The organism is Microbacterium sp. KUDC0406, from assembly GCF_021582875.1.
In the GTDB taxonomy this organism is placed as follows: domain Bacteria; phylum Actinomycetota; class Actinomycetes; order Actinomycetales; family Microbacteriaceae; genus Microbacterium.
Window position 1 is genome coordinate 2654708 of record NZ_CP091138.1, and the last position, 19680, is coordinate 2674387.

At 65.3% G+C, this 19680-nt stretch carries 25 protein-coding genes and 2 pseudogenes; 13 read left to right on the top strand and 14 right to left on the bottom strand.

What is annotated here, in order from left to right; all coding sequences use genetic code 11:
• The first annotated feature begins 33 nt into the window (after positions 1-33).
• The 5 genes from L2X99_RS13170 to L2X99_RS13190 all read left to right on the top strand — a co-directional run bounded on the left by L2X99_RS13170 (position 34) and on the right by L2X99_RS13190 (position 1850).
• A complete protein-coding gene (locus tag L2X99_RS13170) occupies positions 34-360 on the top strand; it encodes a hypothetical protein (protein ID WP_236126339.1) in 327 nt (108 codons plus the stop codon).
• Between the two features lie 14 nt (positions 361-374).
• On the top strand, positions 375-671 hold the full coding sequence (locus L2X99_RS13175) for a DUF503 domain-containing protein (RefSeq protein ID WP_236126338.1): 297 nt from the start codon (positions 375-377) through the stop codon (positions 669-671).
• A gap of 92 nt (positions 672-763) precedes the next feature.
• Positions 764-1210 (top strand): hypothetical protein, encoded by a 447-nt coding sequence (locus tag L2X99_RS13180; RefSeq protein ID WP_236135227.1) that lies wholly within the window; start codon positions 764-766, stop codon positions 1208-1210.
• Between the two features lie 20 nt (positions 1211-1230).
• Positions 1231-1461 carry a FitA-like ribbon-helix-helix domain-containing protein gene (locus L2X99_RS13185; protein ID WP_236135228.1) on the top strand — a complete coding sequence of 77 codons (231 nt, stop codon included), beginning with the start codon at positions 1231-1233 and terminating at the stop codon, positions 1459-1461.
• The gene (locus L2X99_RS13190; RefSeq protein ID WP_236126335.1) at positions 1458-1850 is read left to right on the top strand and encodes a type II toxin-antitoxin system VapC family toxin; all 393 of its coding nucleotides are present in this window, start codon (positions 1458-1460) and stop codon (positions 1848-1850) included. The genes L2X99_RS13185 and L2X99_RS13190 overlap by 4 nt, the downstream gene beginning before the upstream one ends.
• Positions 1851-1856: 6 nt before the next feature.
• On the opposite strand, the gene L2X99_RS13195 is transcribed toward L2X99_RS13190, so the two are convergent.
• On the bottom strand, positions 1857-3677 hold the full coding sequence (locus L2X99_RS13195; RefSeq protein WP_236135229.1) for a nuclease-related domain-containing DEAD/DEAH box helicase: 1821 nt from the start codon (positions 3675-3677) through the stop codon (positions 1857-1859).
• A gap of 283 nt (positions 3678-3960) precedes the next feature.
• On the opposite strand from L2X99_RS13195, the gene L2X99_RS13200 reads away from it, so the two are divergent.
• On the top strand, positions 3961-4806 hold the full coding sequence (locus L2X99_RS13200) for a DUF5067 domain-containing protein (protein ID WP_236135230.1): 846 nt from the start codon (positions 3961-3963) through the stop codon (positions 4804-4806).
• Positions 4807-4897: 91 nt separating this feature from the next.
• Here L2X99_RS13200 and L2X99_RS13205 read toward each other — a convergent pair whose 3' ends face one another.
• From L2X99_RS13205 to L2X99_RS13230, 7 genes and pseudogenes are all read right to left on the bottom strand, one after another.
• Positions 4898-5551 carry a hypothetical protein gene (locus L2X99_RS13205; protein WP_236126332.1) on the bottom strand — a complete coding sequence of 218 codons (654 nt, stop codon included), beginning with the start codon at positions 5549-5551 and terminating at the stop codon, positions 4898-4900.
• A 262-nt stretch (positions 5552-5813) separates the two neighbouring features.
• Entirely contained in the window at positions 5814-6398 is a 585-nt protein-coding gene (locus tag L2X99_RS17945) for an aldo/keto reductase (RefSeq protein WP_268928515.1), read from the bottom strand.
• Positions 6280-6774: an aldo/keto reductase gene (locus L2X99_RS17950; RefSeq protein ID WP_268928516.1), complete on the bottom strand. Its 495-nt coding sequence runs from the start codon at positions 6772-6774 to the stop codon at positions 6280-6282. The genes L2X99_RS17945 and L2X99_RS17950 overlap by 119 nt, the downstream gene beginning before the upstream one ends.
• Positions 6775-6777: 3 nt before the next feature.
• Positions 6778-7563, bottom strand: a complete 786-nt coding sequence (locus L2X99_RS13215; RefSeq protein ID WP_236126330.1) for an amino acid ABC transporter ATP-binding protein — start codon at positions 7561-7563, stop codon at positions 6778-6780.
• Complete coding sequence (locus tag L2X99_RS13220; RefSeq protein WP_236135231.1) at positions 7550-7882, bottom strand: ABC transporter permease subunit; 333 nt, start codon at positions 7880-7882, stop codon at positions 7550-7552. Before L2X99_RS13220 ends, L2X99_RS13215 begins: the two co-directional genes overlap by 14 nt.
• A 76-nt stretch (positions 7883-7958) precedes the next feature.
• Positions 7959-8450, bottom strand: a pseudogene (locus L2X99_RS18675) (ABC transporter permease subunit); the annotation flags it as partial.
• Complete coding sequence (locus tag L2X99_RS13230) at positions 8434-9315, bottom strand: ABC transporter substrate-binding protein (RefSeq protein ID WP_236126328.1); 882 nt, start codon at positions 9313-9315, stop codon at positions 8434-8436. The gene L2X99_RS13230 and the pseudogene L2X99_RS18675, both read right to left, overlap by 17 nt.
• Positions 9316-9512: 197 nt before the next feature.
• Between L2X99_RS13230 and L2X99_RS13235 the strand changes: the two genes are divergently transcribed.
• Positions 9513-10010, top strand: coding sequence for a MarR family winged helix-turn-helix transcriptional regulator (locus L2X99_RS13235; RefSeq protein WP_236126327.1), 498 nt, complete (start codon positions 9513-9515; stop codon positions 10008-10010).
• A gap of 43 nt (positions 10011-10053) precedes the next feature.
• Positions 10054-11136 (top strand): hypothetical protein, encoded by a 1083-nt coding sequence (locus tag L2X99_RS13240; protein WP_236126326.1) that lies wholly within the window; start codon positions 10054-10056, stop codon positions 11134-11136.
• 20 nt (positions 11137-11156) lie between these two features.
• Here L2X99_RS13240 and L2X99_RS13245 read toward each other — a convergent pair whose 3' ends face one another.
• Entirely contained in the window at positions 11157-12239 is a 1083-nt protein-coding gene (locus L2X99_RS13245) for a type I restriction endonuclease (RefSeq protein WP_236126325.1), read from the bottom strand.
• 92 nt (positions 12240-12331) lie between these two features.
• On the opposite strand from L2X99_RS13245, the gene L2X99_RS13250 reads away from it, so the two are divergent.
• Positions 12332-12745, top strand: coding sequence for a (deoxy)nucleoside triphosphate pyrophosphohydrolase (locus L2X99_RS13250; RefSeq protein ID WP_236126324.1), 414 nt, complete (start codon positions 12332-12334; stop codon positions 12743-12745).
• Here the strand turns inward: L2X99_RS13250 and L2X99_RS13255 are convergent, their stop codons facing one another.
• Positions 12746-13315, bottom strand: coding sequence for an HNH endonuclease (locus tag L2X99_RS13255; RefSeq protein ID WP_236126323.1), 570 nt, complete (start codon positions 13313-13315; stop codon positions 12746-12748).
• 252 nt (positions 13316-13567) lie between these two features.
• Between L2X99_RS13255 and L2X99_RS13260 the strand changes: the two genes are divergently transcribed.
• Together L2X99_RS13260 and L2X99_RS13265 are read left to right on the top strand one after the other, a co-directional pair.
• Positions 13568-13894 carry a nucleotide pyrophosphohydrolase gene (locus L2X99_RS13260; protein ID WP_236126322.1) on the top strand — a complete coding sequence of 109 codons (327 nt, stop codon included), beginning with the start codon at positions 13568-13570 and terminating at the stop codon, positions 13892-13894.
• Complete coding sequence (locus tag L2X99_RS13265) at positions 13891-15615, top strand: DUF2075 domain-containing protein (protein ID WP_236126321.1); 1725 nt, start codon at positions 13891-13893, stop codon at positions 15613-15615. The genes L2X99_RS13260 and L2X99_RS13265 overlap by 4 nt, the downstream gene beginning before the upstream one ends.
• A gap of 25 nt (positions 15616-15640) precedes the next feature.
• Here the strand turns inward: L2X99_RS13265 and L2X99_RS13270 are convergent, their stop codons facing one another.
• On the bottom strand, positions 15641-16105 hold the full coding sequence (locus L2X99_RS13270; protein WP_236126320.1) for a GNAT family N-acetyltransferase: 465 nt from the start codon (positions 16103-16105) through the stop codon (positions 15641-15643).
• Positions 16102-16401 carry a type II toxin-antitoxin system TacA family antitoxin gene (locus L2X99_RS13275; RefSeq protein WP_236126319.1) on the bottom strand — a complete coding sequence of 100 codons (300 nt, stop codon included), beginning with the start codon at positions 16399-16401 and terminating at the stop codon, positions 16102-16104. The genes L2X99_RS13270 and L2X99_RS13275 overlap by 4 nt, the downstream gene beginning before the upstream one ends.
• 153 nt (positions 16402-16554) lie before the next feature.
• Here L2X99_RS13275 and L2X99_RS13280 point away from each other — a divergent pair, with 153 nt between their 5' ends.
• The gene (locus L2X99_RS13280) at positions 16555-16887 is read left to right on the top strand and encodes a VOC family protein (protein WP_236126318.1); all 333 of its coding nucleotides are present in this window, start codon (positions 16555-16557) and stop codon (positions 16885-16887) included.
• On the opposite strand, the gene L2X99_RS13285 is transcribed toward L2X99_RS13280, so the two are convergent.
• Positions 16866-17444 carry a TetR/AcrR family transcriptional regulator gene (locus L2X99_RS13285; RefSeq protein ID WP_236135233.1) on the bottom strand — a complete coding sequence of 193 codons (579 nt, stop codon included), beginning with the start codon at positions 17442-17444 and terminating at the stop codon, positions 16866-16868. The two genes, L2X99_RS13280 and L2X99_RS13285, sit on opposite strands and share 22 nt — an antisense overlap.
• Before the next feature lie 168 nt (positions 17445-17612).
• Between L2X99_RS13285 and L2X99_RS13290 the strand changes: the two are divergent.
• Positions 17613-18607 (top strand): annotated as a pseudogene (locus tag L2X99_RS13290) (SDR family NAD(P)-dependent oxidoreductase).
• Positions 18608-18825: 218 nt separating this feature from the next.
• Here the strand turns inward: L2X99_RS13290 and L2X99_RS13295 are convergent.
• Positions 18826-19680, bottom strand: a complete 855-nt coding sequence (locus L2X99_RS13295) for an SDR family NAD(P)-dependent oxidoreductase (protein ID WP_236126315.1) — start codon at positions 19678-19680, stop codon at positions 18826-18828.

Genomic DNA, 19680 nt, shown 5'->3' on the forward strand with positions numbered 1-19680 from the left:
ATCGAGACGGATGCCGGGAACTAGGCTCGCAGCATGCCGCAGCCTCAGATCGCCGAGTACCTCCTCCAACACGCCAAGGATGCCCGCTCCCGAGGCGACGTCCTCCTGCACCTGCAGTTCGACGTCGCGCAGCTGACCGGTGAGACCTCGTCGTGGGGCTCGGCCGAGAACCGCATCCAGCGCGACGATCAGGTCGGATACCTGCTCAGCCAGGTCGAGGCGCTGGGCTGGCGGCTGGAGCACACCGGCTACGTCTTCGTCGAGAGCGGGTCCACCAGCTCGGCGAGGATGTTCAGCACGGGCGCGGGGGTCGTGAACCACGGGGGCGTCGAGGGGATGTTCACCTTCCGCCGGGTGTGAGGCAGACTGGCGGCGTGTGGATCGGGTGGATCGAGTTCGACATCCTGCTCGGCGACGTGCAGTCGCTGAAGGAGAAGCGCAGCGTCATCCGCCCGATCATCGCCGAGCTGAGCCGGCGCACCGAGGCCTCCTGCGCCGAGGTCGGCGCGCAGGACCTGCACCGTCGCACCGAGATCGGCGTCTCGGTGGTCGCCGCGCACGCAACGCACGTCCGCGACGTGCTCGATCAGGCCGAACGGATGCTGGTGGAGAACCATCCCGAGGTGACGGTGCTGTCGGCGCGGAGAGGGTTGCACTCGAGCGGGGACTGAGTTGCCTTCCACAAGCCGCGGATCAGGCGGAGATCTCCCCATGCCCGGGTTCTCCGCCGAGCTGGCCGTCAGCGCCCCACCACAGTTGTCGCATGGGAATCAGATACTTCGCCAGCCCGGTTTCACCGCGACAGATCGAGCAGTCGCACGAGTGCCCGAGAGAATGCTTCGACGGTGACGACGCGTGGGACCACTGGGGTCCCGGCCGAGAACCCACGCTGGACCTGGACAAGTGCTATCCGGAGTTGCAGTGGCTGCTCGGTGGAGATCGTCCCCGACGGTCCTACGCACTCGTCAGGGGAGAGACCCGGCAGTCGCGTTACGGCTGGGAGTCGTTCCATCGTCTCTTGGATCCGTCGGAGACCCGCGCGATTGCCGCCGACCTGGACGAGCTGCTCGCCGCGCCCGACCAGCTCGCCACGATCGGATGCCGGTTCGGCGATCGGAGTGATCACGCGCACGAGGATCTTCGCCGAGCGCAGGCGTTCACTACGCGAGTCGCCGATGCCGGCTTCGGCATCCACTATCGGATCGGCTGAAGTGCATGCATACTGTAAGCATGCCAAACGTGCTGATCAGAGACCTCGATCCGGCGGTGCACTCCGTACTGTCGGCACGGGCCGAGGCGCGCGGGCAGTCACTACAGCAGTATCTGACTGCGGAATTGACGGAGATGGCGTCGAAGCCGACGTTGGAGGAGCTTCTTCTGGAGTTCTCTCATCGTCCGCCGCAGCACATCCCGTCCGAGGTGATCGTCAAGGCCATCCACGACGGCCGACGCGATCGATGATCGTCATCGATGCGTCTGCCGTCGTGAAGCTGATCGGCGAGCACGGCACCACCCCTCAGCTGCACGAGCAGGTCTTCGGCGAGAGGCTCATCGCCCCCGATGTCCTGCCGCTCGAGACCGCTTCAGCCCTGCGCGGCCTGAGTCTTGGCGGGCACCTGGACAAGCGCGGTCTTCACACCGCCGTCGACGATCTCATGCGCCTGCCGATCGATCTGCATCCGTCGCTGCCACTGATCCCGCGCGTCATGGCACTGCGCCAGAACTTCTCGGCGTACGACGCGAGTTACGTCGCTCTCGCCGAACTGTTCGGATGCCCGTTGCTGACCTTCGACAAGCGGCTGGCGAAGGCCGCGCAGAAGCACTGCATGGTCGAGATCGCGGAGGAATGAACCCCGTCAATTCGGGATGACCACGCACCGGTATCGGGCCCGCGTCAGCCCGACGTAGAGCAGATCGAACCAGTCGAGGCCCTCGCCGCGCACGAAGGCGAGGCCGTCGTCGCCGATGTCGGTGAGGATCACGGCCTCGGCATCGAGGCCCTTGTACTTGAAGATCGATCCCCAGCGCACGCGGCTGGGTGGGGCCTTGGGCATCGGCACGGCGGCATCCGCCGCATCCGGCACCTCCGCGACGGCGCCGGTCGCCGCCGCATCCACCGGTCCCAGAGTCGAGGCGGCGGATGCCTCGACCCGCAGACGTTCGCGCAGCCAGCGCTCCTCTTTGGTGAAGCTGTCGGCGGCGAGCAGCCGCCCGACCAGCGAGTTGCGCGCGCCGAACGGGCTGAGGACGACGATGTCGTGCGCGGCGTGATGCTCGAGAAGCTCCTTCAGCGCCGTGAACAGCACGTGCGTGGCATCCGCCGGCGTCGCCGGCTTGACGACCAGCGGGGCGTCCACAGTGGAGGTGACGCGGTGGCTGCGGTAGCCGAACTGTCGCGAGAGAAGTTCCTGCGCGGATGAGGTGAGGATGCCGGTCTGCCGCAGGCTGCGGCGCAGCGCGACGTGCACGAGGTCGGGGATGCGCTCGCGTGCGATCGTGTACGGGTCGACGTGCGCGGCGGAGGGGCGCAGGATCTGCTGGCGCGCGTCGCCGGCGAACGCGAGCTTCGTCGGCGCCCCAGCATCGTCTCGGGCCAGTGCGAAGATGACGTCGAGCACGGCGGGGAACCCGGCGATGTCCTGGAACTCGTCGACGCAGATCGCGTCGTACTCGCCACGCGCGGGATCGTCGTGCAGCGCCGCGAGCGCGAGGGCAGGCAGCTCATCGGTGTACCACTGCTGCGTGGCATCCGCCGGGTTCTCGTCGAGGCGCGCGAGGCGCAGCATGAGGGTGTTCAGGTCGTCCACGACGATCTCGCGCTGCGCGCGCAGGGCGTCGCGCAGGTCGTCGGCCATGAGCAGGTTCCAGCAGGTGACCAGGGTGCGGTGTCCGGGCCGCCAGCGCTTGGCGAGCTGGGTCAGCAGGTAGCTCTTGCCGGTGCCGGCGGGGCCGTCGAAGTAGATGTGGTCGTTGCCGTCGACCATGTCGAGCACGGTGCGCTGCTCCTTGAGCAGGCGGTGCTCCTCGTCGAGGCGCTCGAGCTTGCGGTCGGCCGCGGTGCGCCCGCCGACGAAGTCGCCGAGCAGCGTCGCCGCGATCTCCTCGACGTGCTCGGACGTCATCACCGACGGGTCGTGCTCGACGTCGTCGATGGCCGAGTACCAGGCGTCGTGCTCGTCGAGCACGTGCCGGACGGCAGACGTCGGATGCTGCAGATCGCGGCGCCAGGCCAGCTCCCACTCGAAGAACTGCATGTCACCGGGGGTGGCGTTGTTGAACTGGTGGCGGTCCAGCGAGGTGAACCAGACCAGGCGCGCGATCGGCTCGGTTCCGGTGAGGATGCCGCGTCGCTTGAGGTAGCCGCGCAGGCTGCGGATGCTGCCGTCGAGCTGCGCGAACGGGCTCTTACCGGGGCTGGGCACCCGGTCGAGCCGCCACTCGCCGTCGCGGTACTCGACGTACTCGGGGCTCTTCGCCTCGACCACGACGATGCCGCGGCCGGGGACGAGCACGATGAAGTCGGCCTCGCCCTGGAACTGCGCGGCGTGCCGGCGGATCTCGAGGCTGTGCAGCACGATCCAGTCGTCCGCGTCGTGGGCTCCGGCGAAGGCGTCGAAGATGCGCTGCTCGGAGAAGCTCGCTCCGGTGCGCGGTCGCGGCGGGACCATGCGGGTCATGATTCGGATGCTAGCGGGTTCAGACCTGTACCCGAACTGGGCGCCGGAGCCCGCCGAGGAGGGGTCAGCACCTGCGCCGCGAGCGATGTCCCCGGCGTCCACTACTGTGATCAACAGCCGGTCCGCTCGGACCACGGAGCAGCACCTGACGCTCCGCGCATCGTGTCCTTGGGAGGGGACACGCCCTGGGAGGGGCCTATTCGTTGTGCGCGCGTGATCCGGCGCCCCTTGGCGACCGCTGCGGGGCAGGCCGGTGCCCAGCACCTCTCCGAAGGATACGAATATGTCCGTTCCCAATGTTCCGAGCGACTCTGTTCCGCCGCAGACGTCCGTAGCCGCGCCGCAGCCGCCGATGGCACCGCAGCCCGCGCCCGGCGCATCGAAGAAGCTGAACGTCCTCGCGCTGGTCGCTCTGATCACCGCGGTTGTGGGTTTCATCTTCGCGTGCGTCCCCGGCGCGCTCATCGTCGGATGGGTACTGCTACCCATCGCCTTCGTGCTCAGCATCGTCTCGCTGTTCCTCAAGGGCGACAAGAAGTGGATGGGCATCGTCGGCCTCATCCTGTCGATCGTCGGCACGATCGTCGGCTTCGTAGTGTTCTTCGCGACGCTGTCGGCTGCCGTCGACGATGCCTTCGGCGGCTCGGACACAACCGTCACGCAGCCGGAGGATGGCGAGTCGGTGAATGCCGGCGCCGTCGAAGACGCTCCTGCCGAGTCGACGTTCAAGGACAGCGTCCTGACCACGCCCGATGTGACGATCAAGATCACCGATGTGAAGACGATCTCGGTCGGGCAGAAGGGCAACGAGTACGGCGAGAAGCCGGTGATCGCGTTCTGGTACGAGGTGACGAACACCTCCGGTGGCGACGTCGACCCGAGCACCGAGTGGATCTCGACGTTCCGCGCATTCCAGGACAACGACCCGAACGCCGAGAACGAGCTCGAGGTGGGCATGGCACCGGATGAGACCTTCCTCGACTCGCAGCTGGAGAAGATCAAGAAGGGCGGCACCGTCGCGAACGCCGTCGCCTACGAGCTCGACGACTCAGCGACGGCCGTGAAGCTGGTCGCCTCGAACGACTTCGGCATGACCGAGATCGGGTCGATGACCTTCGAGCTGAAGTAACACGCAGCGCGCAGAAGGGCCGTCCTGCCGTCACGGCGGGGCGGTTCTACTGCGCGGTCCGACGGATCCTTCTTCCGGCCGGTACCGGCCTTCAGCAGTAGTCGCAGACCCCGCTCGGCGGCAGCACCATCCCGCATCCGGGAGTGGGGCACAGGTTTACGGCCTCCTCACGCTGCCGACGGCGGTGGTCGCCTCCGCCGCCCCTGCGGTTGTACGGCAGGTCGATGGAATCGATGGTGCGGTCGGCATTGCGGATGTGGATGTAGCCGACGTGAATCCAGGCATTCGGACTGGTGGCGCCCGGCGGGACCAGAGCGATGTAGCTCTTCCGCGGCGGGATGTAGTACTCGCCGACGTCTCGCCCCATGACGAACTCGCGCACCTTGGTGAGGTTCTCGACGGGAACGCGAAACTCATTGAGAGCCGCTTCCAACGTTTCAAAGGTCTGTCGCCGGGCATCCGGATCGAGTCCCTCGATCTCGTAGCCGAGCTGCGCCAGGCGTGCGGCCGCACCGGTCTTCCCTCCGGAGAACTCGTCGTTGGTCAGCGGCGTGCCGTGCTGGTTGCCGTAGGCGACTCCGAAGATCGCCTTGGAGTCGTACAGGCGGTCATCGGTAACGAGGAAGTACTCGGTCGCCTCGCCGAAGCCGTACTTCTCGAGGAAGGCGAACCGGCCGATGCGATCGAACTCGGCGATGGCTTCATCGACCGCGTTCCGGTCGGTCAGGGACGAGTAGGACACCATGTCGAAATGCTATCGGCGGGCACGGACAGCGCGGTTTGGCAGACTTCCGACCTGGACCTCTCCTCCGCGCAATTCGACCCGCGCGATCGGCGCCGTCCTGTCCCCTGGCGGCAGGAATGCAGATACGGTCGCACAACCCTCGGTTCGCTGAGGTGTCCTGGCTTGCCCCCATCGCCCGGCGGCATGACATAGACAGGACCGGTGCGTGGGGGCCGGTGACCGAAACTCGTCGGTCACCGACCCCCGCTCAATCTGTTCCGGGTCAGGCGACGAAGTCGGCAGTCAGCGGCACATCGTGCCGGTAAGGCGGGTCGATCTCGTGCTTGTCGACACCGAGCGCGCGAGCGAGTGCGCGCACCTCGTCTCCCCTGGTCTGCGCCAGTTCCAGACCGCGCAGGTTCGAGTCGATCTGCTCCGGGCGGGTCGCGCCGAACAGCAGCGAGCACACCTGCGGGTTGCTGACCGCGAAGGCGATGCTGAACTCGGCCGCCGTGACGCCCAGCGACGCGGCTGCCTCTTCGATCGCCGGCACGCGCGCCTTGATGTCCTCGCGGATGCCGCCGATGTCGAGCCCGATGTGGCGGGAGGGCGACAGGTTGCCGGTGAGGATGCCGCCTTCGAGCGAGTCGGAGGCGTGCACCGACATCCCGGTCTGCGCCAGCACTCGCTGGTAGTCCGGCCCGTCCACGACGTTCTGACGCACGACGGAGTACTTCAGCTGGACGACCTCAGGCGTGGGCAGCCCCTCGGCGGTGCAGTACTCGTGTGCCCGCAGAATGAGCTCGGGGCGCCAGTTGAGCCCGCCCCAGACCCGGGCGCGGCCCGACGTCACCAGCTCCGGCGGCATCCCTGGCCAGCCGCTCGACGTCCATCTCGGGGCGCGGGTGCTCGACGATGATGAGGTCGACGTTCTCCACCGCGAGCCGGCGCAGCGACGCGTCCAGCTGCGCGGTCAGGGAACGCTCCGGATAGTCGAAGTACCAGACCTTCTCACCGAGCACGATGTCGTCACGGCCGAAGTCGGCTTCCTGCAGCATCCGGCCGAAGAGCACCTCGGTGTGCGGCTTGTCGCGGTAGTAGGCGACGTCGAAGAACCGGACGCCACGCTGGAAGGCGTGGTTGATCAAGTTGACGTTGGCCTCGAACGAGAGTCGCGAGTACGTGTGCCACGACCCGAGGGAGAGTTCGCTGACGGCGATGTCGCTCTTTCCGATGTTGCGCATTTACTACTTCCTTTTCATTGCATTGACGAACGCACGTGCGCGCGTCGACTGGGGGTTGGTGAGCACATCGTCCGGCGCCCCGAACTCGACGATCCGTCCGCCGTCGAGAAGGGCAACCCGGTTGCTGACTTCGCGGGCGAAGTTCAGCTCGTGGGTGACGATGAGCATGGTCATGCCGGAGGAGGCGAGCTCGCGGATGACGTCGAGCACCTCTCCGACCAGTTCCGGATCGAGCGCCGAGGTCGGCTCGTCGAAGAGCATCACGCTCGGATGCGGGGCCAGCGCTCGCGCGATCGCGACCCGCTGCTGCTGTCCGCCGGAGAGCATGCCGGGATACTCGTTCTCCTTCTCGGACAGCCCGACCCGCTCGAGCAGGCACCTGCCGCGTTCGAGCGCCTCCGCCTTCGGACGGCGGTGCACCACGCGGAGCCCCTCGCAGATGTTCTCGATCACGGTCATGTGCGGGAACAGGTTGAACTGCTGGAACACCATGCCGAAGTGCTCGCGCTGCTTCGCCCGCAGCTTCTCCGGCAGCGGATGGTAGACATCCTCACGCAGCCGGAACCCGAGCAGTTCGTCGCGGTAGTGCACGGCGCCGGAGTCGAGCGTCTCGAGCATGTTCACGCAGCGCAGGAAGGTGCTCTTGCCCGATCCGGACGGGCCGAGCAGCGAGATCACCTCGCCCTGGTGCAGATCGAGGTCGATGCCCTTCAGCACGTGGTTCTCGCCGAAGCGCTTCTCCACGTCGCGGGCACGGATGAGCGGCTGGGCCTGGTCATTCGGTGACACCGCGGAACCCCTTTCCGTACTTGCGCTCGAGCTGCCGCTGCCCGAGCATCGCCAGGCTGGTCAGCACGAGGTACCAGATGCAGGCGACGACCAGGAGCGGGATCGTCTGGTAGGTCACCCCGTAGATGAGCTGCACCGTGGTGAGCAGCTCGGTGTATCCGATGACGAACACGAGCGAGGTGTTCTTGAAGAGCGTGATCATCTCGTTGCCCAACGAGGGGATGATCACGCGGATCGACTGCGGCGCGATGATGCGGTGCATCGCCTGCCATCCGGTCATTCCCATCGACCGGGCGGCCTCGAGCTGACCGCGCGGCACCGAGAGGATGCCGCCGCCGGTAGATCTCGCCGATGTACGCGCCCTGGATGAGCGTGAGCCCGAGGATGGCCGCCGTCGACTGCGAGATGAGCTGGTTCGTCGGGAAGGTGACGAGCGGTGGCAGGAACGGAAGGCCGATCGGGATCTGCGGGAGCAGCGCCGACAGGAAGAAGATGAACAGCAGCAGCACCAGCGCCGGGATCGCCCGGATGAACCAGATGTAGACGGCACCGACCGCTCGGAAGACCGGATTCGACGACATCCTCAGATAGGCGACGACCCCACCCATCAGCAGGCCCGTGACCGCGCAGACCACCGTGAGGATGATCGTGTTGCGGAGCCCGGCGAGGATGTCGGGATGGAAGAGGTACTCCCACACGACGTCCCACTGCCAGTTCTTGCCCCGGATGAAGAAATCGGCCAGGCCGGCGACGACGATCGCGGCGATGATCCCCGAGATCCACCACGAGGTGTGCCGTGGCTTCGCAAACCGGTACTGCGTCGCAGTCTCGGTCCTGTGCTCCTGGGTCTCGGTGATGGCGGGCATCAGGTCAGAACTTCGAGCCATTGATCTCGATCTTCTCCAGGCCCAGGCTCTGCTGGTCCCACTTCGCGAGGATGCTGTCGTAGGTGCCGTCCTCCTTCATCTCGGTGAGTGCTTCGAGGATGGCGTCGCGCAGCGCAGCGTTGTCCTTCGGGATGCCGACGCCGTACGGCGCAAGGTGTTCGGGCTCTCCGGAGAGCTCGAACTTGTCGGGCTGGTCGGCGACGAGCTGGTTCGCGACAGCGAGGTCGGACCATTCGACGTCGGCGCGTCCGCTCTGCAGGGCGAGGGTCGCGGTGGGGCCGTCGGCATACCCCTGGATGTCGATCGCCGGTTTGCCGGCGTCGCCGCACTTCTTCTGCTCCTCGTCGGCGTAGCCCTGCTGGATACTGCCCTTGACGATCGCCAGCTTCGTGCCGCAGAGGTCGTCGCGCCCGTCGATGCCGGCGGGGTTGCCCTTCTGCACGATCAGCACGACGCCGCCTTCGACGAGGTCGACGAAGTCGAGGGTCTTGCGCCGCTCGGCGAAGTCGCCGGCCGCGAGCGCGACGTCGTAGCGCTTCGCGAGAACGCCGGGGATGACAGCATCCGATCCGACCTTCTCAAAGGTGACGTCGAGGCCGAGGCGCTTGGCGTACTCCTTGGTGAGATCGACGACCAGGCCCTTCATCTCGGGGCTGCCGGTGTCGGTGTACTTCAGCGGCTTGACGCTGCCGCTGTCGGCGGTGACGAGCATCCCCGGTGTTCCGAGAGCGGAACTGAGATCGGGCTTGCCGTCGTCGGATGAACCGGATGCGGGTTCGGCGGGCGAGCTGGAGCAGGCAGCCAGTGAAGCGGCGAGCGCGATCGCTGCGGTGAATACGAGCGCCCGGGTGGTGCGAAGCCTCATTGCTTCTCCTTTCGTTGAGGGTTGCCCAGAACGCTAACCAGGTCTTGCGCGATAGTCAATACGTTGACTAAATTGAGACATGTCGTCGCTAGACTGCTGAAATCGTTCTGACTCAGCGACGTGTTGGAGGTGCCCGCAGTGGGGGAGACGATGCAAGAGAGCAGCTCGGACGAAACCGCACCCCCGCGATCGACGACGTGACCTACTGGTCGTTCGTCGAGCACTTCAGCAAGGTCGCGAATGACCGAATGCCCTGGCTCGACGTGGACGCAGCGGCATTCTTCATGACGTTGCACCGGGCGTTCGAGCTGATCGTCTACGACATCCGTGGCGAGCTCGACCAGCGGTTGACACCGGCCGGACTGCGCGTGCTGATAGTGCTCTCGTCAGCGGGACAGCTGACATTGCTGCGGGTCGCGGAGCTCACCGGCATGAGCCGCGCTGCGGCGTCGGCACTGCTGAAGCGCCTCGAGGCCGAGAAACTGGTCACCCGCACGCCGGCCGAGAACGACGGCCGCAGCATCCTCATCGAGGCGACAACCGAGGGCAAGCAGCTGATGGAGACGGTGTATCGGGACTACAACGCGAGAGAGAGCCTGTGGTTCTCACGGCTCGAGCCGGGTGAGGCGGAGGTCATCAAGACGGCGCTGTCGCGATTGGCGTCCAGTGTGAGCGGGGCAAGGCGGCGGAACTAAGGCATAGCCCGTCGCTGTCGGTGGATGCTGTTAACCAGGAGATATGAGCACAGCACAGCCTCTTGGCACCTCACTCTTCCGACGCAGCAGCGCCTGGTTCATCCTTGTCGGCACCGGCAACCTGGCGATCCTGTTCCTAGTTCTCGCCACGTGGCTCTCGCCTCTGGGCATCCCCGTCCCTGATTCCGTGACCTTCTTGCATGCTTTTGTCGGGCCGATGTACACGCCCACTCTCCTCTTCTTCACCTCGGCTTTGAGCCTGCTCGCTGCCCTCAACAAGAGCGGCCGCTCAGAAGATGGAGACGACGACGCGAACCGGCTCATCGCCCGAGCAGTTCAGTTCGCGCTCACGATCGTTCTCAGTTTCGCCATTGTGATGGTCGCGGCAGAACCGATCTCGATTGCTCAGGTACTGTTTGCTCTGCTACTTGGATTCGTGACGTATGTCCTCGCGGAGCGGATAGCGCCGCCCGTCGTTCCCTCGGCCGAAGCCACCTTCCGCAAAGCTCAGTCGAATCACGCTCGTCGCGTTGCTTTGGCAAACGCGTCGCTGGGGTCGGACTGGCGCCACAACCTGATGCGCCGGGTGTGGCCGATGGTGACGTTGTTCGCGATCGCGCCGGTAGCGCTGCTGACAGTTCTCGGTGTCCTCATCTCGTCGGTGATGTGGAGCGCAGAATTGGCACTCTCCGCCACATCTATATCGCTATTTGCAACCTCCTCCTACGGAGCTGCAATTCTTGCCGTCGCGTGGCTGGCGACTGCGGACAAGACTGAGTCGCCATCTTCGCGAGCATGGCGCGGGGGGACGTTCATCGTGATGGGCCTTTTCACCAGCGGGGCTCTCGCGACCGTATTCTTCTTCGCTGGCGAGAGCGCCCAGGTGTTGGGCTGGTTGATCATCGTCGTTACTGCGCTGCAGGCGGCGGCATTGTGGGTCCCTGTTCCCTGGGTTGGAGCGAAAGTGCTCAAGCGCGTCTCGGTGACAATCACGGACCGCAGCCTCACCAAGGTCGAGAAGGCACTCGCCGATGCCAGGTCCGAATGGGTTGCCGACCTCATCGCGGAGCGAGAGGCAGAGGGGTTCTGGCGCCGTCTTGGACGGCGATTTGGATGGGAGGCCTGAAGCTTCTCCCCCGCAAATCCCTATTGATATCTGCGCACGGCCTCACGAATACGGTCTGCATGCGCGTAGATCTCGTCAAGCTCGCCGATGGCGTGACGAGTCTCGACCTTATCCTCATCGAGAAGACCCAGATACTTCTGCTTCCCGTTGAAATGCAGCCTCGCGATAGGCTTCCTGTTGTTGTCGTCGAGCAGCACCGCGAAGTAGCTCTTGGCATCCCGCTGGGTGATGCGGTGAGGCTTCACTTGGCCGCATGCAATCGCCTTGACGATCTGGTAGCCCTCAAGCTCCTCAAGCGTAGTGACGATCTCTGTGTCACGATCGAGGTCGTCTTCAGCTACTTCTGCGCTGGTATTTGTCGGCCTCTCCGGCATCGGCGCTCCCCCACTGACAACCAGGGCTGTCTTGAGTCGGTCGTTGACGCGCTCATTTAGGAACTGATGCGCAGCCTTGCTCACGAGTCCGGTGAACTGCTGCCGCACTCGCTGCGTGAAAGCACCGTCGTAGACGCGAGACGTGAAGAACTTGATCCACTCATCAGTCGGTTCGCGGAACTGCGCGGCGATCTCACGCTTCAGGGCACCGACGTACTTCAGCTCCTCCGCGGCGCTGATCACCGAATCGACATCAAAGCTCTCCTTGCTGAGCTTCTGGATCTCCGGGATGAGCGTCTCGTCAAGATCGAGCATGTCGAGCACCAAGAAGGGCTTCGAATCCATACGGTTTGGTGCGTCAAGATCGGTGTAGAAGTGCCACTCGATGCCGTTCGTCAAGATCGCGATGCGCGTATTTGTCACTGCGAAGTAGCGGAAGAGCTGCGAAGCGTGCTCGAACTTCAGCCCGCCGTTCGAGATCTTGCACTCGATCAGGATCTGCGCTTCGCCGTCGCGCATGATCGCGTAATCGATCTTCTCCCCACGCTTGGTCCCCAGGTCAGCCGTAAACTCCGGCACGACCTCGAGGGGATCGAAGACGTCGTAACCCAGGATCGAAGAGATGAACGGCATCACGAAGGCGTTCTTTGTCGCCTCCTCCGTACCGATTGCGGTCGCCTGGTTCCTCACCTTTGTGGCAAGTGCCTCAAGGCGCTCGGCAAACTCCATATCACTCCGATCCCCGTCGAACAGTCAGATAGTTCCGAGGCTATCGGATAGGTCGCGTCCTCAGCTGTCGTCCGCGCTGTTACCTTCGCCTCATGTCCGAAGCTCAGGGTCTGAGAAAGATCCCCGTCTCCGCAGCTGCGATCATCCGAGATGGACTGGTCCTTGCGGCGCAACGCGGGCGTTCCGCTGCGCTTCCAGGGCTCTGGGAGTTCCCGGGCGGCAAGCTCGAAGTCGGTGAAACCGCCGAAGACGCTGTGCGGCGCGAGATCCACGAGGAGCTTGGCTGCACGGTTTCGGTGGGCCCCCGAGTCGCTGTCACCGTTCACACCTACGACTTTGCTGTCGTTGAACTGTCCACGTTTTACGCAACGATCGTCGACGGTGTTCCGTCCCCACGCGAGCACTCCAGGTTGCTCTGGTTGCCGCCACATCAACTCATGTCGCTCAAATGGACTCTCGCAGACATGCCAGCGGTCGAGCAAGTACTCAGAGACATGGGCGCTTAGTCAGGCCGCGAAAGCCTCAAACTTCGTCGCAAGCCGCTCTCGTGACGGCCAGTCCTTCTCCCTCTTAGGCAGGGTCAATACTCGCCCGTGCATGTCCTGCAGGCCATGCCGCAGCATGGGCCCGTCCACCTCATCAAGAAGTTGTCGGTCAATTCGAACCTCGTAGTCCGGTGTGATTCCGAGCAGATTCCGGTCGTAGGAGGCATGGTGGATCTTGCACAGCGCAAGACCATTAGTCACTTCAGCGACACCGTACTGATCGGAGTCTGGAACGATGTGAGCGGCGTCCAAAAGCTCCGCGTGTCTCAACGAACAAATCGCACAAGAGGAGTCGTAGGCTCGCAGCACCCGCGCCCTAAAAAGCGGTTGATGGAGTCGTGAGCGGACGAGTCGTTCGGCGTATCGCCGTTCGGACTGCTTGAGGTTGAGCGGGTCGTCGAAGAATCGGAGCGACTCATCGAGCGCCAGATGCACTTGACGACGGACCGGATCGCGTGACTGGTAGGAGTACTGGACTAGGCCCTCAGGACTAATGCCGTCGGAGTACACAGTCCTCTTGGCGCTGGTCATGATCGTGAGCGTCGAGTCAAAATCCGCAGGATTTCTTATCCCGTCGGCTCCGATCGAGCAATGGGATACGCTCGATGCCATACCTATACCCCAGCAGCTCGTCGCGACTGTACTCATAGCCCCGGCATTGCGGCGGTCATCCAGCCAGCGGAACACGGCCTCGCGGATCGCACGTTGTTCGGACAAGGGGCGTGCCATGAGCTCAACTTAGCCTCTCTCTGTGCACAACAGCCCCGCTGGTAGGTTCAGTCCATGCCGTCACCGAAGACCATCGAAGCCCTCCGCGCGTTCACGGCCGAACGCGACTGGGCTCAGTTCCACTCCCCCGAGAACCTCGCGAAGAGCATCGTCATCGAGGCAGCTGAGCTGCTCGAGTGCTTCCAATGGAACGACGCCCCGAACCAGCGCAAGGTCGAGGACGAGCTCGCCGACGTCGTCACCTACTGCATCCATCTCGCCGGCGTCCTCGGCGTCGACCTCGACGAGATCGTGCTGCGCAAGCTCGCGCAGACCCGCGCCAAGTACCCCGTCGAGAAGGCCCGCGGCCGCGCCACCAAGTACACGGAGCTCGAGCCGTGACGAGCATCCGTCACGTCGCGTTCGATCGCGCCGATGTCGACGACTGGGCGAAGACTGATCAGCAGCACACGAACTGGCCCGTCGTCTACCTGCTCGATGGCAAGCGCAAGCTCTACGTCGGCGAGACCGTCAGCGCCCACAACCGCCTCCGCCAGCACCTCGACGGTCCGAAGAACGATGTCGGGCTCGAGAGCATCCGCGTCGTCGTCGACGACACCTTCAACAAGTCGGTCTGCCTCGACCTCGAGTCGCACCTGATCCGCTGGTTCCACGGCGACGGTCAGTACGAACTCCTCAACGGCAACGACGGGCTCACCGACGCGCAGTATTACGACCGCGAGCTCTACCGGGAGTCGTTCCGCGACGTCTTCGAAGCCCTCCGCTCCGAGGGGCTCTTCTCACGCAGCATCCCGCAGATCGAGAACTCGGATCTGTTCAAGCTGTCGCCCTTCAAGGCTCTGAACAGCGACCAGGCCATCGCCGTCACCGACATCGTCGAGGGGCTGCTCGAGGATCTGCAGCATCCAGGCATCCGATCGACGCTCGTCGTGCAGGGCGACCCTGGCACGGGCAAGACGATCATCGCGATCTTCCTGATGAAGCTGCTCGCCGACATCCGCGATCATCGCGCGCACGACAACGTCGAACCCGACTCGATGTTCACCGAGTTCTTCGTGCCGGAGAACAGCGAACTGCTGCATGACCTGCGCATGGCCCTCGTGATTCCGCAGCAGGCGCTGCGGAAGTCGGTCAAGGAGGTCTTCAAGAAGACCCCGAAGCTCGACCCGAAGATGGTCATGACGCCGTTCCAGCTCGGCGAATCGGATGTCGAGTACGACCTGGTGCTCGTCGACGAGACTCACCGCATCGGGCAGCGCGCGAACCAGGCATCCGGCATGCAGAACAAGAAGTTCACCGAGATCAACCACGCACTGTTCGGGGACGACGATCCGAAGCGCACGCAGCTCGACTGGATCAAGGCGCGCAGCCGGCACCAGCTGCTGCTCGTCGACGGCGCGCAGAGCGTTCGTCCGCACGACTTGTCGCCGGCGACGCTGGATGCCGAATTGCGCGCAGCACGAGACGCGCATCGGCACTACCGGCTCAGCACGCAGATGCGGGTGCGCGCCGGGACTGACTACGTCGAGTTCGTGCGAGGGATGCTGCGGGGCGAGGACCCTCGGATGCCGGATCTGGGCGAGTACGACCTGCGGCTGTTCGACGACGTCGGGGAGATGCGCGCGGCCATTCGAGCTCGGGATACCGAGGTCGGGCTGTCGCGGATGGTCGCGGGGTACGCGTGGGACTGGGTGTCTCGTCGTGATCCGGCGGCATACGACATCGAGGTCGACGGCGAACGGATGCGGTGGAACACCACCGACAAGGACTGGATCAACTCGCCCGGGTCGCTCGACGAGGTCGGGTCGATCCACATGGTGCAGGGGTACGACCTCAACTACGCCGGCGTGATCATCGGGCCGGATCTGCGGGTCGTGGACGGCACGATTGTCGCGGACTGGGATGCCTATCGCGACAAGAAGGGCAAGGAGAACACCGGGCACCTGAAGGGATCGTTCGGGGAGGACGAGCTGCTCGTGTTCATCCGGAACATCTACGGCGTGCTGCTGACGCGCGGGATCCGGGGGACGTATGTGTATGTGTGTGATGAACGACTACGGGAGAGGGTGCAGGCTTTGATCGGCGGCGTTCAGTCGACGTAGCGCCGCAGCACCTTCATCGGGACCGTCAGGTGCAGGTCATCCGCGGAGACGGGACGAAGTCGCCGAGGTGCAGGTAGAAGTCCCGGGCGTTCTCGTCACGACAGTGCACGAGGACAGCGGCGGCGCCGATACTGTCGCTCACCACTATTGACCGGAGAAGGGCATCTCGAAGCAGTTCCGCACCGAGTCCTTGACCGCCGTAGCGCTCATCGACCGCAAGCCGCGCCAGCAGGATGCAAGGGATCTGTGACGGCCGGGACCCCTTGAGCAGCTCCGACGGCGCGGCCGACTTCGCAACAGTCGCCATCGCGATCGAATAGAACGCGACGACACGATCGCCATCCGTGATCACGTAAGTGGTCGCGTTATTCGCGGCCTGGTTCTCCCAGCCGTACTTCACAAGCCATTCATCAAGGTCTGCCGCCCCGCTGCGGAACCCGCTGAGGTCGTCCGACTTTCGCAGCTTTCGGGGAGCGGTCAGATGGCTCACTCGCCCTCCGCGAGGTGCGATGGGCGGGCGAACAGGCGGTCGAACTTCGACGTGGACGGCAGAGGCTCATCAAGCAACCGGACGAACTCATCGAACTGCGCTTCAGTGGCGCTGAACCAACGACGATCGGCGAGAACCCGGTGCGCCTCATCAACGGCGCTGCTCATGACGAACTCTGTGAGGGATCGATCTGTCGCTTCCGCTGCACGACGAAGCACGGCCTCCTGACGCTCGGTCGCCCGGAGATTGATCCGCTGGCTCTTGGCTACGCGCGATTCGATAACTGTCTCAGACATGAGTTCCTCCGTACTCACATTGTACGCACGTGTGAGTATTATTCGGCGGCATTCTCCCGGCGCATGCTCGTCATTTGCACCTCGGCCCCGTACTCTGACCTCAAACGCCGCCGAGTCGAGGAGCCCGCCATCACGTCCACCCGCGAAGTCAAGATGATCGTCCTCTCCACCGAAGACCTCGACGAGTCGATCCGCTTCTACACCGAGACCCTCGGGTTCCCGCTCAAGTTCCGCGACGGCAACCACTTCGCGGCGCTCGACGGCGGCACGATCACCATCGCTCTCGCCACCGAGATCGACCACCCGATCCCCGGCCAGGTCGTCGTGGGCATCAAGACCGAAGACGTCGACGCAGATGCCGCCGCAGTCGACGAGAACGGCGGCGGCATCGTCACCGCCGCGTACAACGACGCGCACGAGCGCCGCGCCGTCGCCTACGACAGCCAGGGCAACGGGATGGTGCTCTACTCACCACTGCCGCGCTGAGTCCGGCTCAGGCCCCGATCCCCCGCAGAATCACATCGACCATCGCGTCCACCCGCCCAGCATCCATCGGCCCGCCGACCAGCGCCGAGTACGAGCCGATCGCAATGAGCTGATCGGCCACGACCGGCGGCATCCACGTCCGCGCGCACGTCCCCGGCATCCACCGCCTGCGCCAGCCGCATCAACGTCCACTCCCGCAGCGGCGCCGCCAGGCGCGCGTTGAGTTTCAGGCCGAGCTCGACATCCGTCGCGGTCACCTCGATCAGAGCGCGCGCCAGCGACACGGCATCCGGGCTCTGGGCCGAGAGCACCGCTCGCAGATCGGCGCGCAGATCTGAGGTGACCGGCAGGTCGAACGCCAGCATCTCACCTTCGAGCAACGCCTCGCCGAGGATCGCGGCCTTCGACGGCCACCAGCGGTAGATGGTCTGCTTCGAGACTCCGGCCTCCAGCGCGAGGCCCTCGATCGTGATGTCCGAGTAGCCCGACTCGGTCAGGGCACGACGCATCGCCGCCAGCACCGACTGGCGGGCTTTCTCACTGCGAGGACGAGCCACGCTCACAGATTAGCGGTACCGACTGGAATAACGAGACGGTGCGTTGCATTATTAGTAGTGAGCGGGTTGGACGTCCTTCGTCTCGCTTCGCTCGCTCAGGACCCGGGCCCTTCGACAAGCTCAGGGACCCACCCTTCGACAAGCTCAGGGACCCACAAAGGAGAAGAAATGGCACTCACCGCACACTCCACCATCGGCGACTGGCTGAACGACCCCACGGGCAGCGAGCTCATCAAGGGTCTGCTCGCGCAGTCGGGCGGCGACCCGTCGCAGCTCACCCCGTACTCGGCCTGCCGCTGCAGCAGCTCGTCGTCATGAGCCAGGGCGCCATGCCGCAGTCCGTCGTCGACGACCTGGTGCGCGCCGCCAACGGCGGAGAGATCCCCGCCGACGACGAGACCGCAGGCTGGACCGAGCAGGTCACCGCCGGACGCTTCGCCGGCAAGACCGTGATCGTCACCGGCGCGGCATCCGGAATCGGCAAGGCCACCGCCTCGCGCATCGCCCGCGAAGGCGGCCGCGTCGTCGCCGCCGACATCTCGGCCGACAAGCTGGATGCCCTGGCCGCAGAGCTCCCCGGGATCGTCACCGTTGCCGGAGACCTCACCCAGCAGGCATCCATCGACGCCGTCATCGCCGCCGCCGGCGACCGCATCGACGGACTCGCCAACGTCGCGGGCATCAACGACGACTTCTCGCCCGCCGGCGAGACCCCCGACGCCGTCTGGGACCGCGTCATCGCGATCAACCTCACCGCGCCGTTCAAGCTGATGCGCGCGGTGCTGCCGATCATGGAGGCCGCCGGCAGCGGCGCGATCCTCAACGTCTCGAGCGAGACCGGCCTGCGCGGCAACGCCTCGGGCAACGCCTACACCGCCAGCAAGCACGGCATCATCGGCGTCACCAAGTCGGCCGCGTTCATGTACGGCCCCAAGGGCATCCGCGTGAACTCCGTCGCACCCGGCGGCGTGGCCACCGGCATCCCGATGCCGCCGAACATGTCGGAGGCGGGCTCCGCGCGTCTCGCGCCGTTCCAGCAGGCGATCCCGACGGTCGCGACGGCCGAGCACCTCGCCGCGTCGATCACGTTCCTGCTCTCGGACGACGCCGTCAACATCAACGGCGCGATCCTCGCGTCGGACGGCGGATGGTCGGTGCAGTAAGCACCGGATGCTGGGGCGTTTCGTCTCGCTGTCGCTCGCTCAACGACCGGGAGGGGTGACCACCTCGGTCGTTGAGCGAGGGAGCGCCAGCGAGCGAGCGCCGTACTGAGCGAGCGAAGCGAGTCGAAGTGACGAAGCGTGGTGAAGTTCCTCGCGAACTGAGAGCGTTTCGTCTCGCTCCTCCGTCGCTCGCTCAACGACCGGAGGTGTGAGCTCGCTCAACGACCGATGTCGGTGGCCAACTCCCACATCCGGCGACCCGCGGCCGGGTCGTGCAGCGACCGGAACAAGGGGCGCTCCCGCGGAGCACCGGCCAGCCCGAACCAACCACCGGGTAGGAAGAAGCATCCCGGCGCGGCATCCCGCTCCAGCGCCATCAGCGCGGGCAGCGCGCCCTGCGCCGGACTGTTGCCTGGCATCCGGCGCAGCCAGCGCTCCTCGCCGCCGGGCAGTCGGCTGCGCAGCGCCGGCGCGATGTGCGTCGCCGGCGCGACACCCGGATGGCACAGGTTCACCGTGATGCCCTCGCTGCGTCGCGCGAGCTCCAGCGCCCACAGGCCCAGCGCGCGCTTCGATCCGGCATACGCGCGCCAGGCGCTGTACCGGCGCTCGCCCTCGAGATCGTCGAGCCTCCCGCGCGTCGCCGCGACACTCACCTGCACCGCGACGCGGGCGTGCGCAGCGACCAGCAGCGGCATCAGCTCGCGCGTGAGCACCGCGTGCCCGAGGAAGTTCGTCTGCAGATGCAGCTCGTGCCCGTCGGCGGTGACGTGCCGAGTCCGGTCGCCGAGCAGCACGATCCCGGCGTTCATCACGAACAGGTCGATCGGAGCGTTGCTCTCCCGCAGCTTCGCGCCGACCGCGGTGATCGTGCCGAAATCGGCCAGGTCGAGATCGCAGATCTCGAGTGCGGCTTCCGGAACCGACTGGCGGATGCTGCGCGCCGCGGCTTCCCCACGATCGCGATCGCGCACGGGGAGGATCACATGCGCGCCGTCTGCGGCGAGTGCCCGCGCGATCTCGAGGCCGATGCCGCCGGTCGCTCCGGTGACGAGCGCGCGGGGAGAGGGCAT

Bases quoted from the DNA above. Each gene is read 5' to 3' on its own strand.
- L2X99_RS13170 (WP_236126339.1), top strand. From the start codon at position 34: ATGCCGCAGCCTCAGATCGCCGAGTACCTCCTCCAACACGCCAAGGAT.
- L2X99_RS13180 (WP_236135227.1), top strand. From the start codon at position 764: ATGGGAATCAGATACTTCGCCAGCCCGGTTTCACCGCGACAGATCGAG.
- L2X99_RS13185 (WP_236135228.1), top strand. From the start codon at position 1,231: ATGCCAAACGTGCTGATCAGAGACCTCGATCCGGCGGTGCACTCCGTA.
- L2X99_RS13190 (WP_236126335.1), top strand. From the start codon at position 1,458: ATGATCGTCATCGATGCGTCTGCCGTCGTGAAGCTGATCGGCGAGCAC.
- L2X99_RS13195 (WP_236135229.1), bottom strand. From the start codon at position 3,677: ATGACCCGCATGGTCCCGCCGCGACCGCGCACCGGAGCGAGCTTCTCC.
- L2X99_RS13200 (WP_236135230.1), top strand. From the start codon at position 3,961: ATGTCCGTTCCCAATGTTCCGAGCGACTCTGTTCCGCCGCAGACGTCC.
- L2X99_RS13205 (WP_236126332.1), bottom strand. From the start codon at position 5,551: ATGGTGTCCTACTCGTCCCTGACCGACCGGAACGCGGTCGATGAAGCC.
- L2X99_RS17945 (WP_268928515.1), bottom strand. From the start codon at position 6,398: ATGCCGCCGGAGCTGGTGACGTCGGGCCGCGCCCGGGTCTGGGGCGGG.
- L2X99_RS17950 (WP_268928516.1), bottom strand. From the start codon at position 6,774: ATGCGCAACATCGGAAAGAGCGACATCGCCGTCAGCGAACTCTCCCTC.
- L2X99_RS13230 (WP_236126328.1), bottom strand. From the start codon at position 9,315: ATGAGGCTTCGCACCACCCGGGCGCTCGTATTCACCGCAGCGATCGCG.
- L2X99_RS13240 (WP_236126326.1), top strand. From the start codon at position 10,054: ATGAGCACAGCACAGCCTCTTGGCACCTCACTCTTCCGACGCAGCAGC.
- L2X99_RS13245 (WP_236126325.1), bottom strand. From the start codon at position 12,239: ATGGAGTTTGCCGAGCGCCTTGAGGCACTTGCCACAAAGGTGAGGAAC.
- L2X99_RS13250 (WP_236126324.1), top strand. From the start codon at position 12,332: ATGTCCGAAGCTCAGGGTCTGAGAAAGATCCCCGTCTCCGCAGCTGCG.
- L2X99_RS13255 (WP_236126323.1), bottom strand. From the start codon at position 13,315: ATGACCAGCGCCAAGAGGACTGTGTACTCCGACGGCATTAGTCCTGAG.
- L2X99_RS13260 (WP_236126322.1), top strand. From the start codon at position 13,568: ATGCCGTCACCGAAGACCATCGAAGCCCTCCGCGCGTTCACGGCCGAA.
- L2X99_RS13275 (WP_236126319.1), bottom strand. From the start codon at position 16,401: ATGTCTGAGACAGTTATCGAATCGCGCGTAGCCAAGAGCCAGCGGATC.
- L2X99_RS13280 (WP_236126318.1), top strand. From the start codon at position 16,555: ATGATCGTCCTCTCCACCGAAGACCTCGACGAGTCGATCCGCTTCTAC.
- L2X99_RS13295 (WP_236126315.1), bottom strand. From the start codon at position 19,680: ATGCCCTCTCCCCGCGCGCTCGTCACCGGAGCGACCGGCGGCATCGGC.